This window comes from Salmonella sp. SAL00672 (assembly GCF_046552175.1).
Taxonomy (GTDB): domain Bacteria; phylum Pseudomonadota; class Gammaproteobacteria; order Enterobacterales; family Enterobacteriaceae; genus Salmonella; species Salmonella enterica.
Map to the genome: position 1 here is coordinate 145,788 of NZ_JBGDUQ010000008.1, position 12,881 is coordinate 158,668.

Here is a 12,881-nt window from a genome sequence, read left to right on the forward strand (position 1 = left end):
TACTGTGATTCTATCGAATACATCACATTTTGACGCACCTGATAGGTGTTCAGTTGAGCTGAGCGTTGCCTGCGTGCGCCATCTGAACGGGTCGTTAAGAATGAAAGAAAAATTATGGACGAAGGATTTTTGGGCAATCACCATAGTCAGTTTTATTATCTTTTTTGTTTTTTATGTACTGCTAACTTTATTACCCATTTATATCGCTGACCGCCTGCATGCTTCTGCAGATAAGGCCGGGCTGCTAGTGACATGTTTCCTGGCCGCGGCAATTGTTATTCGGCCGTTTGCCGGACAATGGGTGGGAAAATATTCGAATAAAAAGATTCTGGTGCTCTCTTCTCTGGCTTTTTTGGTGATTACCGCGCTGTATCCGGTTTGCCATTCTATCGAGTCGCTGCTCTTTATCCGCGTACTTCATGGGATTACGTTTGGTGTTATTACCACGGTAAAAGGAACTATTTCAGCGCGGTTAATTCCGGCCTCCCGACGTGGAGAGGGCATCAGCTTTTTCTCTTTAGCGATGGGCCTGGCGATGGTCGTAGGACCGTGGATCGGTTTGAATATGGCCCGCTGGAACGCGTTCACTGCCGCATTCTGGCTTTGTTCCGCTGTAGCGGCGTTAGGGATTGTACTTTCCCTGATTGTGACGGTCCCTCCGGTAATTCGTCATGCCGATGGTTCGAAACCGAATCTGGGTTTTGCCGCGATGTTTGACCGCGCCGCCTTGCCTTTTGCGCTGGTCACCTTTTTTATGACTTTCTCCTATGCCGGCGTGTCGGCTTTCCTGGCGCTGTATGCGCGTGAGCTGGATTTAATGGCGGCGGCCAGTAATTTCCTGCTGTGTTACGCGATTTTCCTGATGATATGCCGTACCTTCACCGGGAATATTTGTGATAAAAAAGGGCCGAAATATGTTGTTTTCCCATGCCTGTTGGCTTTTACCATCGGTCTGGTGGCGCTGGGCTACACCAATGGCAGCATCATGATGATTATTTCCGGCGGTCTCATCGGTATCGGCTACGGTTCGGTCACGCCGGTTTTCCAGACGCAAATTATCAGCTCGGTTGAACCGCATAAAATCGGCGTGGCGAATTCACTGTTCTTTAACGCGATGGACGCCGGAATGGCGATTGGCGCCTTTATCATGGGAATGATGGTTGAGTCGGTTGGCTATCGTATGATTTATGTCGCTGGCGCGGTGCTGGTGGTACTCGCTGGCGCACTGTATGCCGTGCAGATGAAAAAACGTGGCGTGATGCCTTTGGTTTCCACCAGCGAGTTGCACTGAGTTACATCTCGATTTCGATATCGCCTTTTGCCCTGCAGCAGCAGGGCAAAATCTCTCCCGGCTGGATAAACGCTAAAGGTTCCGTAATCCAGTCAACCTGACCGGCAACCAGCCGGGTACGACAGGAGCCGCAATATCCTTCGCGGCACTGATACTCCACCTCAACGTTATGCGATTCCAGCGCGGCCAGCAGAGAAGGGTGTTCATCCTGGCACAGCAGCTGTGTGCCAGTGATACGCAGCGTGACGCGTCCCATCAGAGCTGGAAATTACTCAGATCGTCGGTATCGACTTCCGAATCGATTTGTCCGACCAGATAAGAGCTAACTTCCACTTCCTGTGGCGCGACCTGAACGTTATCGGACACCAGCCAGGTATTGATCCACGGGATTGGGTTGGAGCGGGTCTGGAACGGCAGATCCAGCCCTACCGCCTGCATACGAATATTAGTAATATATTCAACGTATTGACACAGGATATCTTTATTCAGGCCGATCATCGAACCGTCGCGGAACAGATAGTCCGCCCACTCTTTTTCCTGCTGCGCCGCCTGCACGAACAGGTCATAACATTCCTGTTTACACTCTTCGGCGATTTCCGCCATCTCCGGGTCGTCCACGCCGCTACGCAACAGGTTCAGCATATGTTGCGTGCCGGTCAGATGCAGAGCTTCGTCACGGGCGATCAGACGGATAATTTTGGCGTTGCCTTCCATCAGTTCACGCTCGGCAAATGCGAAAGAGCAGGCGAAGCTGACGTAGAAGCGGATGGCTTCCAGCGCGTTCACGCTCATCAGGCACAGATACAGTTTTTTCTTCAGCTCACGCAGATTCACGACAACCGTTTTGCCATTAACGGTATGGGTGCCTTCACCGAGCAGGTGCCAGTAACTGGTCATCTCAATAAGTTCGTCGTAGTAGGCGGAGATACCTTCGGCGCGCTTCTGAATTTGCTCATTGGTCACGATATCGTCAAAAACGACAGCCGGATCGTTGACGATGTTACGAATAATGTGGGTGTAGGATCGTGAGTGAATCGTCTCAGAAAACGCCCAGGTCTCTACCCACGTCTCCAGCTCCGGGATGGAAATGAGCGGCAGCAGGGCGACGTTCGGGCTACGTCCCTGAATGGAATCCAGCAGCGTCTGGTATTTGAGGTTGCTGATGAAGATATGTTTTTCGTGCTCCGGCAACGCCTGATAATCGATACGATCGCGGGAGACGTCGACCTCTTCCGGACGCCAGAAGAAAGAGAGCTGTTTTTCGATCAGTTTTTCGAAGATGTCATATTTCTGCTGGTCATAGCGTGCAACGTTGACCGGCTGGCCAAAGAACATGGGTTCCTTGAGCTGATCGTTTTTCGTCTGTGAAAAAGTGGTGTATGCCATTGAAGTGAATCCTTTATGGGATGAGCGCCGGATGGCGGCGCAAGCGCCTTATCCGGCCTACAAACCGTACAATCGTAGGCCGGGTAAGCATAGCGCTACCCGGCACTATTCATCAGATCTTACAAGCGCCGCTTTCGCAGCCATCGTCCTGAATAGAAGGCGCCAAATCGTCCTGCGCATCTTCCGCGCCGTCGCGGGTATTTTGATAGTACAGAGTTTTCACGCCAAACTTATACGCGGTGAGCAAATCTTTCAGCAGTTGCTGCATCGGCACTTTTCCTGACGGGAAACGTGACGGATCGTAGTTGGTATTGGCGGAAATCGACTGATCGATAAACTTCTGCATGATACCCACCAGTTGCAGATAACCGTCGTTGTTCGGCATCTCCCACAACAGTTCGTAAGCGTCTTTCAGATGCTCATAATCCGGCACGACCTGACGCAAAATACCGTCTTTCGAGGCCTTGATGCTGACGTAGCCGCGCGGCGGCTCAATGCCGTTGGTGGCGTTGGAGATCTGGGACGACGTTTCCGACGGCATTAGCGCCGATAGCGTGGAGTTACGCAGACCGTGGGTTTTGATCGACTCACGCAGCTGTTCCCAGTCGTAGTGCAGCGGTTCGTTGACAATCGCATCCAGATCTTTTTTGTAGGTGTCGATCGGCAAAATGCCTTTTGCATAGGTGGTTTCGTTGAACCATGGGCAGGCGCCTTGCTCTTTCGCCAGTTCGTTGGACGCTTTAAGCAGATAGTACTGAATGGCTTCGAAGGTTTTATGCGTCAGATTATTGGCGCTGCCGTCGGAATAACGCTTACCGTTTTTCGCCAGCCAGTAGGCGAAGTTAATCACGCCAATGCCCAGCGTACGACGGCCCATTGCGCCGCGTTTGGCAGCCGGAATCGGGTAATCCTGATAATCGAGCAGAGCATCCAAAGCGCGTACTGCCAGAATAGCCAGTTCTTCCAGCTCGTCCAGAGTTTTAATGGCACCCAAGTTGAATGCAGACAGCGTACACAACGCAATTTCGCCGTTTTCATCGTTGACATCGTTCAGCGGTTTGGTCGGCAGGGCAATCTCCAGACACAGGTTAGACTGGCGTACCGGGGCGACAACCGGATCGAACGGACTGTGAGTATTGCAGTGGTCAACGTTCTGGATATAGATACGACCGGTAGAGGCGCGTTCCTGCATCATCAGCGAGAACAGTTCGACCGCTTTCACACGCTGTTTGCGGATGCTGTCGTCGTGTTCATATTTCACGTACAGGCGTTCGAATTCGTCCTGGTCGGCGAAGAACGCATCGTATAGCCCGGGTACATCCGACGGACTGAACAGCGTAATGTCGCCGCCCTTCAGCAGGCGGGTATACATCAGTTTGTTGATCTGTACGCCGTAGTCCATGTGACGTACGCGGTTGCCTTCCACGCCGCGGTTGTTTTTCAGCACCAGCAGGCTTTCCACTTCCAGATGCCACATCGGGTAGAAGAGGGTTGCCGCGCCGCCGCGCACGCCGCCCTGCGAACAGGATTTCACCGCCGTCTGGAAGTGCTTGTAGAACGGGATGCAGCCGGTGTGGAAGGCTTCGCCGCCACGAATCGGGCTGCCCAGCGCACGAATGCGGCCAGCGTTGATACCGATACCGGCGCGCTGAGAAACGTATTTCACAATCGCGCTGGAGGTGGCGTTGATGGAATCCAGACTGTCGCCACACTCGATCAGTACGCAGGAGCTGAACTGACGGGTTGGGGTACGCACACCGGACATGATGGGCGTCGGCAGCGAAATTTTGAACGTAGAGACCGCATCGTAAAAACGTTTTACATAGTCAAGACGCGTTTCACGCGGGTAGTTCGAGAACAGGCAGGCCGCTACCAGAATGTAGAGGAACTGTGCGCTTTCATAGATTTCGCCGGTCACGCGGTTTTGCACCAGATATTTCCCTTCCAGCTGCTTAACGGCAGCGTAGGAGAAGGTCATATCGCGATCGTGAACGATAAACGAATCCATCTGCTTGAACTCTTCTTCCGTGTAGTCTTCCAGCAGATGATTGTCGTATTTGCCAAGCTCAACCATTTTTACCACATGGTGGTAAAGTGCGGGCGGCTCAAACTGGCCGAAGGCTTTCTTACGCAGGTGGAAAATCGCCAGACGCGCAGCCAGGTATTGATAATCCGGCGCATCGCGAGAGATCAGGTCTGCGGCAGCCTTAATAATAGTTTCATGGATATCGGAGGTCTTAATCCCATCATAAAACTGAATATGCGAGCGTAGCTCGACCTGAGAAACCGATACGTTATTCAGTCCTTCTGCCGCCCAATCAAGCACGCGATGAATTTTGTCGAGATTGATGCGCTCAGTACGGCCGTCACGCTTTGTCACCAGCAGACTCTGATTCATGTGGTTTTCTACCTGTTTACCTGTCCGTGAAAGAAAAATATCCCCCCGCTTATCCACAACGCCACGTTGTGACTAACTCTGTGGATAAATACTATATATAGGGGGTAATCGATAAGTGAAACGCTATATGGTGAGTATTCTAGTAGGGATTCTTTTGAGTACAAGAGTTGATTTTGGCGTTAAATTGCGGTTGCAAAAGCGTAAGAATCGCTAAATGCGCGTCTGATAAGGCCTGGAGAGGATGTCAACAATTCATAAAAAAAAATCAAAATTTGATCGAATGCTGATTTCTTCATCGAAGAGAAAGGTTGCGCCCGATGATCTAACGCAACCCTTATAGGAAAATTCTTTGATGTCAGGCTTTTTTAGCGCGGGTATGCAACATGTAGTTAACGTCTACTCCGGGACCGAGTTTGAAAGTATTGGTTATCGGGTTGTAGTGCAGCCCGGTGATATGTTGCTCTTTCAGGACGGTTTCATCTACCCAGCTTAACAGTTCAGCAGGCTTAATGAATTTCTTCACGTCGTGCGTGCCTTTTGGCACCATGCGCAGAATATACTCAGCGCCGACGACCGCCATCAGCCAGGATTTCCCATTGCGGTTCAACGTTGAGAAGAACACCTCGCCGCCGGGTTTAACCAGTTGGGCGCAGGCGTGGACGACCGATTGCGGATCGGGAACGTGCTCCAGCATTTCCATACAGGTGACGACGTCGTATTGCTGGGCGTGTTTTGCCGCATGTTCCTCAACCGTCTCCTGCACGTACTCTACCTCGATGCCGCTTTCCAGCGCATGCAGTTTGGCGACCTGCAAAGGCTCAAAGCCCATATCCAGCCCGGTAACGGTAGCGCCTTCGCGCGCCATGCTCTCCGCCAGAATACCGCCGCCGCAGCCGACGTCGAGCACCTTTTTACCGAACAGGCCGCCTGAGCGCTCAGTAATGTAGCCAAGGCGTAGGGGGTTGATGCGATGCAATGGCTTGAATTCGCCCTCCAGATCCCACCAGCGCGACGCGACGGCTTCGAATTTGGCGATTTCATTATGGTCAACGTTGTGAGCTACCGACGGTTTTTCAGTGTTCATGAGTACATGAGATTCCGCTATTGATCTATCGGGGCAGTATAGCAGGTGCAAAGTCGCTGCGTTATATCTACTGCCGTCTTTATTACGCTTTCAGCGCAAGAAGTTTTCTTGCGCGTTCTGTAAAACCGCTACCGATGTGGTGCGTGATAAAATTACAGACGCCCTCGACGTTGTTGTTTTTTAACATATCCAAAATAGTGGCATGTCCACGGTTAGAGCTGGTGATATATTCAGCGGTAAAATCCAGTCTGTAGCGAATTGCCAATAAACGTGCTGAGATCAACAGGTGTGCTTGTGAAATGTATTTATTATCGGCATATTTCACAAAAACATAATGAAAATCATGATCCAGTTTGAGGTAAGCTTGCGTATCTCGCTCTGCATTAATTTTTGCTGACTTCGATAAAATATTGCTTAATTCGACTATGACATTGTTAGCATTTTTCTCCATCGCTTCACGAATTGCGCCCTGTTCAAGGATAACCCTCATTTTGATGAGATCATTGATATCCTCGTCGGTGACAGAAAAAACAAATGTCCCACTGCGGGGAATGATGTTGACCAAGTTTTCATTATAGCTCAGCCAAATAAAAGCTTCACGAATTGGTGTTTTACTTACCATCAGAATATTTGATAGTTCATTTTCACTGATCGCTTGCCCAAGATCGAAATCGCCATGGATAATCATCTCCCTTATTTTCTCTTTAATCACCTGGGTGATGGATTTGGGTATTTCAATTGATATGTGACTAAAGTCACGCTTTAATCTATTTTTCATTTTCTTCTCCTCCATGGTTAAACCCGGTTCCATTGTAATTAATTTATTCAAAATTAACGGATCTAATATATCAGATATAAGAAAATTTACATACTTTATTGTTGTTATTGTATATTTCATTAAGTTTGCTTGCTGATATATCAGATATGACACATTAGCTTTTGAATTGTATTGTTTTTTACGTAACATCGATTCCGGTTAATACCCTTATTCATTGAATCATAAAAGGTGATGCAAAATGAGTAGTCCACAAGAAAATTTATACGATGCAATTCGTATTGTAAAAAGGAAAATCATTCCTTTGGCCTTTATTCTTTACTTTTTTAACTATATGGATCGTGTCAATATTGGGTTTGCTGCATTACGCATGAATGAATCTCTCGGTATTACGCCTGAGGATTTCGCTAATATTTCTTCTATATTCTTCATATCATATTTAATCTTTCAAATTCCGAGTAGCATTGGCTTGCAAAAGCTTGGTGCAAGAAAATGGATTAGTTCCATTATTATCGGCTGGGGAGCGGTAACTGGGCTGATTTTTTTTGCTAAAGATACTCAACATATTTTGCTGGCTCGCATTTTTTTGGGGGTATTTGAAGCTGGCTTTTTCCCGGGCATGGTTTATTATCTTGCATGCTGGTTCCCGGCTCGTGAACGCGGAAAAGTCAATAGTTTCTTCATGTTATCTATTGCTGTTGCATCGGTATTGGCTGCACCGATGTCTGGTTGGATCATCGAGCATTTGAATACCCCGGATTATGAAGGCTGGCGCTGGCTTTTTGCTATTGAAGGTATCCCTACCGTATTCCTTGGCATCCTGACATTTTATTTACTGCCTGACAGTCCAGAAAAGGCTAAATGGCTTACGCCACAGCAGATATCGGCCTTAGTTAATAAATTACGTACTGACAATGAAACCGCAGCTGCATTAAATAAAAATACCAACTCATCCTTTCTTTCCGTAATCAAAAATCCAGTTTTGCTTCAGCTTTCTTTCGCCTACATGTTGATTCAGGCGGCTGCTCTGGCGGCAAACTACTGGTTGCCGGGGTTGGTGAAGGGATTTTCAGCTGATTTTACGGATACTGACGTTGGTTTAATCATGAGTATTCCGTTTATTTTCGCTATGTTCAGCATGCCCTGGTGGGGCTGGCATTCCGATAAAAAGAATGAACGAAAATGGCATGCTGCATTACCCATGTTTCTGGCAGGCTGTGGTTTTCTGATGATTGCTCTTGTCCCCTCAATGTCGCTGAGAATGCTGGGGCTAACGTTCTATGGTGTTGGGATCCTCAGCTATTACGGACCTTACTGGGCGCTGCCTTCTGCATTATTGTCGCCGTCAGGGTTGGCTATCAGCATTGCGTTTATTAACTCATGTTCAAGTCTTGGCGGATTCCTGATTAATAAATCACTGGGATTCGTTTCTACTCATTATGGTGCGACAGGAATATTTATTGTAGAGGCAATACTTTGCTTCGCTGCGGTAGCCGTTTTGGCGTTAATGAAAATTGATGTGAAAAAAGAAAAAAGCCAACAAACAAATGTTGTATCACGAACCTGATAAATGGAGAAATTATGAAAATTACGTCTATTGAAGTTTTTGACTGTGAATTAAAAAAAAGAGATCAAACGATGTCATCCTATAATCCAGTACTTATCCGGGTGAATACCGACTCAGGATTAAGTGGTATTGGCGAAGTAGGACTGGCCTATGGCGCAGGCGCTAAAGCTGGCGTAGGGATCATCAGAGATCTGGCGCCATTGATTGTGGGTGAAGATCCATTAAATATCGAAAAAATTTGGGAGTTCTTTTTCAGAAAGACTTTTTGGGGGATGGGGGGCGGAAACGTTTTTTATGCCGGAATGAGCGCTATTGATATTGCTCTTTGGGATATCAAAGGTAAATATTTAGGTGTACCTGTTTATCAGCTCCTTGGCGGGAAAACTAATGAAAAATTAAGAACCTATGCTAGTCAGTTACAATTTGGTTGGGGGGATAAACGCCAGATATTAGTGACACCTGATGAATATGCTGAGGCGGCGCGTGCGGCTCTTGACGATGGATATGATGCGATTAAAGTGGATCCACTCGAAATCGATCGTAATGGCGATGACTGTGTTTTTCAGAATAAAAATCGTAACTATTCAGGATTGTTACTGGCCGATCAATTAAAAATGGGGGAAGCGCGAATTGCCGCTATGCGTGAAGCAATGGGGGATGATGCTGATATTATCGTGGAAATCCATTCTCTTCTCGGTACAAACTCAGCTATTCAATTTGCGAAGGCGATAGAAAAGTATCGTATCTTTCTTTATGAAGAACCGATTCATCCATTAAATTCTGATAATATGCAGAAAGTTTCCCGTTCAACAACGATTCCAATCGCCACTGGCGAGCGTTCCTACACAAGATGGGGATACAGGGAATTACTGGAGAAGCAGTCTATTGCCGTAGCGCAACCTGATTTGTGTCTCTGCGGCGGAATTACCGAAGGAAAGAAAATCTGTGACTATGCTAATATTTATGACACCACTGTACAGGTGCATGTTTGCGGCGGTCCTGTTTCCACGGTAGCCGCGCTGCATATGGAAACAGCAATTCCCAACTTTATTATTCATGAGCATCATACCAATGCGATGAAAGCATCTATTCGGGAACTTTGTACCCACGATTATCAACCGGAAAATGGCTATTATGTCGCGCCGGAACAGCCCGGATTGGGTCAGGAATTAAACGATGAGGTAGTGAAAGAATACCTGGCCTATGTGATTAAATAGCATCTGGTGATACTGATTATGGTTTATGCCTCCCGGCATATCCCCTAAATAATTCGAGTTGCAGGATAAAATGGTTAACCGTCTTGAACAGCGCTTGCGCTAACCCCGACGGGGCGAGGCCCAGGGATGGGCCGAGTAACTTGCCGCCAACGCACATGAAACTTGAAGTATGACGGGTATACACGGGAGGTATTGATTTTCCAGCCTCTTCCTGGCCAGGCCCAGATCTCCTCTGTGTCGCCTCTGAAGCTGATCGCCGATAAACGCCGAGACCACGCTTATAAATGAAGAGAGCATGCGGCACCCGAATAAAGCATTGTCTGGCTGCATTCCGTTTACCAGTACGTGGGCGAATGTGTTATAATTTGCGACCTTTGAATCCGGGATACAGTAGAGGGATAGCGGTTAGATGAGCGACCTTGCGAGAGAAATTACACCGGTCAACATTGAGGAGGAGCTGAAGAGCTCCTATCTGGATTATGCGATGTCGGTCATTGTTGGCCGTGCGCTGCCGGATGTCCGAGATGGCCTGAAGCCGGTACACCGTCGCGTACTTTACGCCATGAACGTATTGGGCAATGACTGGAACAAAGCCTATAAAAAATCTGCCCGTGTCGTTGGTGACGTAATCGGTAAATACCATCCCCACGGCGATTCCGCAGTGTATGACACCATCGTTCGTATGGCGCAGCCATTCTCGCTGCGTTACATGCTGGTGGATGGTCAGGGTAACTTCGGTTCTATTGACGGCGACTCCGCGGCGGCAATGCGTTATACGGAGATCCGTCTGGCGAAAATCGCCCACGAACTGATGGCCGATCTCGAAAAAGAGACGGTGGATTTCGTGGATAACTATGACGGTACGGAAAAAATTCCGGACGTCATGCCGACCAAAATTCCGAATCTGCTGGTGAACGGTTCTTCCGGTATCGCAGTAGGTATGGCGACGAATATCCCGCCGCACAACCTGACGGAAGTGATTAACGGCTGCCTGGCGTATATCGACAACGAAGACATCAGCATTGAAGGGCTGATGGAACATATTCCGGGGCCGGACTTCCCGACCGCCGCGATCATCAACGGTCGTCGTGGTATCGAAGAAGCCTACCGTACCGGTCGTGGCAAAGTGTACATTCGCGCCCGCGCGGAAGTTGAAGCTGACGCGAAAACGGGCCGTGAAACCATCATCGTCCATGAAATTCCCTATCAGGTGAACAAAGCGCGCCTGATCGAGAAAATCGCCGAGCTGGTGAAAGATAAACGCGTGGAAGGCATCAGCGCGCTGCGTGACGAATCCGACAAAGACGGGATGCGCATCGTGATTGAAGTGAAACGCGATGCGGTGGGCGAGGTGGTGCTTAATAATCTCTACTCCCAGACCCAGCTACAGGTTTCCTTCGGTATTAACATGGTGGCGCTGCATCACGGCCAGCCGAAGATCATGAACCTGAAAGACATCATTTCAGCGTTCGTGCGCCACCGCCGTGAAGTGGTGACGCGTCGTACTATTTTTGAACTGCGTAAAGCCCGTGACCGCGCGCATATCCTTGAAGCTCTGGCGATTGCGCTGGCCAACATCGATCCGATTATCGAACTGATTCGCCGTGCGCCAACGCCGGCGGAAGCGAAAGCGGCGCTGATTTCGCGTCCGTGGGATCTGGGCAACGTTGCTGCGATGCTGGAGCGCGCCGGTGACGACGCCGCGCGTCCGGAATGGCTGGAGCCAGAATTTGGCGTGCGTGACGGTCAGTACTACCTGACTGAACAGCAGGCGCAGGCGATTCTGGATCTGCGTTTGCAGAAACTGACCGGCCTGGAGCATGAAAAACTGCTCGACGAATACAAAGAGTTGCTGGAGCAGATTGCTGAACTGCTGCACATTCTGGGCAGCGCCGATCGCCTGATGGAAGTGATTCGCGAAGAGATGGAGTTAATTCGCGATCAGTTCGGCGATGAGCGTCGTACCGAAATCACCGCCAACAGCGCCGATATTAATATCGAAGATCTGATTAGCCAGGAAGATGTTGTCGTGACGCTGTCTCACCAGGGTTACGTCAAATATCAACCGCTGACAGATTACGAAGCACAGCGTCGTGGCGGTAAAGGCAAATCAGCAGCACGTATTAAAGAAGAAGACTTTATCGACCGCCTGCTGGTGGCCAACACCCATGACACCATCCTCTGCTTCTCCAGCCGGGGCCGTCTGTACTGGATGAAGGTCTATCAGTTGCCGGAAGCCAGCCGTGGCGCGCGCGGTCGTCCGATCGTTAACCTGCTGCCGCTGGAAGCCAACGAACGTATCACCGCGATTCTGCCGGTTCGTGAGTACGAAGAGGGCGTCAACGTCTTTATGGCGACCGCCAGCGGTACCGTGAAGAAAACGGCGCTGACCGAATTCAGCCGTCCGCGTTCCGCCGGTATTATCGCGGTGAACCTCAACGACGGCGACGAGCTGATTGGCGTTGACCTGACTTCTGGTTCTGACGAAGTCATGCTGTTCTCGGCCGCGGGTAAAGTGGTGCGTTTCAAAGAAGACGCCGTCCGTGCGATGGGGCGTACCGCGACCGGTGTGCGCGGTATTAAGCTGGCGGGAGACGATAAAGTAGTTTCTCTGATCATCCCACGCGGCGAAGGCGCTATTCTGACCGTAACGCAAAACGGCTACGGGAAGCGTACCGCAGCGGACGAGTACCCGACCAAGTCTCGTGCGACGCAGGGCGTTATCTCTATCAAAGTGACCGAGCGCAACGGTTCCGTTGTCGGTGCGGTACAGGTAGACGATTGCGACCAGATCATGATGATCACGGATGCCGGTACTCTGGTGCGTACCCGAGTGTCTGAGATCAGCGTAGTGGGACGTAATACCCAGGGCGTTATCCTTATCCGCACGGCGGAAGACGAAAACGTGGTGGGTCTGCAACGCGTTGCTGAACCGGTAGATGACGAAGAACTCGACGCTATCGACGGCAGCGTGGCGGAAGGGGATGAGGATATCGCCCCGGAAGCGGAAAGCGATGACGACGTTGCGGATGACGCTGACGAGTAATGTTATTGCTGTGCGAGGGCCGGATATCCGGCCCTTTTTCTTTGCCGTTGCGGGCTACGTCATTTACCGCTACCTTAGTCACACTCTATTTACATCCTGAGGCGGAGCTTCGCCCCT

Annotated in this window: 9 protein-coding genes; 4 read left to right on the forward strand and 5 right to left on the reverse strand. The window is 49.6% G+C overall.

Annotation, left to right across the window (positions count from 1 at the left end):
* Positions 1 to 100 precede the first annotated feature (100 nt).
* On the forward strand, positions 101 to 1,291 hold the full coding sequence (locus tag ACLJTG_RS18285; RefSeq protein ID WP_000660247.1) for an MFS transporter: 1,191 nt from the start codon (positions 101 to 103) through the stop codon (positions 1,289 to 1,291).
* A gap of 1 nt (position 1,292) precedes the next feature.
* Here the strand turns inward: ACLJTG_RS18285 and yfaE are convergent, their stop codons facing one another.
* From yfaE to ACLJTG_RS18310, 5 genes are all read right to left on the reverse strand, one after another.
* Positions 1,293 to 1,547: a ferredoxin-like diferric-tyrosyl radical cofactor maintenance protein YfaE gene (gene yfaE, locus ACLJTG_RS18290; protein ID WP_000533921.1), complete on the reverse strand. Its 255-nt coding sequence runs from the start codon at positions 1,545 to 1,547 to the stop codon at positions 1,293 to 1,295.
* Positions 1,547 to 2,677: a class Ia ribonucleoside-diphosphate reductase subunit beta gene (nrdB, locus tag ACLJTG_RS18295; RefSeq protein ID WP_000332026.1), complete on the reverse strand. Its 1,131-nt coding sequence runs from the start codon at positions 2,675 to 2,677 to the stop codon at positions 1,547 to 1,549. Before nrdB ends, yfaE begins: the two co-directional genes overlap by 1 nt.
* Positions 2,678 to 2,789: 112 nt before the next feature.
* The gene (gene nrdA / locus ACLJTG_RS18300; protein WP_001076487.1) at positions 2,790 to 5,075 is read right to left on the reverse strand and encodes a class 1a ribonucleoside-diphosphate reductase subunit alpha; all 2,286 of its coding nucleotides are present in this window, start codon (positions 5,073 to 5,075) and stop codon (positions 2,790 to 2,792) included.
* 355 nt (positions 5,076 to 5,430) lie between these two features.
* Positions 5,431 to 6,159 carry a bifunctional 2-polyprenyl-6-hydroxyphenol methylase/3-demethylubiquinol 3-O-methyltransferase UbiG gene (gene ubiG / locus ACLJTG_RS18305; protein ID WP_001091009.1) on the reverse strand — a complete coding sequence of 243 codons (729 nt, stop codon included), beginning with the start codon at positions 6,157 to 6,159 and terminating at the stop codon, positions 5,431 to 5,433.
* A gap of 82 nt (positions 6,160 to 6,241) precedes the next feature.
* Positions 6,242 to 7,126 (reverse strand): GntR family transcriptional regulator, encoded by an 885-nt coding sequence (locus ACLJTG_RS18310; protein WP_000944714.1) that lies wholly within the window; start codon positions 7,124 to 7,126, stop codon positions 6,242 to 6,244.
* Positions 7,127 to 7,175: 49 nt separating this feature from the next.
* On the opposite strand from ACLJTG_RS18310, the gene ACLJTG_RS18315 reads away from it, so the two are divergent.
* The 3 genes from ACLJTG_RS18315 to gyrA all read left to right on the forward strand — a co-directional run bounded on the left by ACLJTG_RS18315 (position 7,176) and on the right by gyrA (position 12,764).
* Entirely contained in the window at positions 7,176 to 8,501 is a 1,326-nt protein-coding gene (locus ACLJTG_RS18315) for an MFS transporter (RefSeq protein ID WP_000098078.1), read from the forward strand.
* Positions 8,502 to 8,515: 14 nt separating this feature from the next.
* Positions 8,516 to 9,718: a mandelate racemase/muconate lactonizing enzyme family protein gene (locus ACLJTG_RS18320; protein ID WP_000705581.1), complete on the forward strand. Its 1,203-nt coding sequence runs from the start codon at positions 8,516 to 8,518 to the stop codon at positions 9,716 to 9,718.
* Positions 9,719 to 10,127: 409 nt separating this feature from the next.
* Positions 10,128 to 12,764, forward strand: coding sequence for a DNA topoisomerase (ATP-hydrolyzing) subunit A (gyrA, locus tag ACLJTG_RS18325; protein WP_001281271.1), 2,637 nt, complete (start codon positions 10,128 to 10,130; stop codon positions 12,762 to 12,764).
* Positions 12,765 to 12,881: the final 117 nt, after the last annotated feature.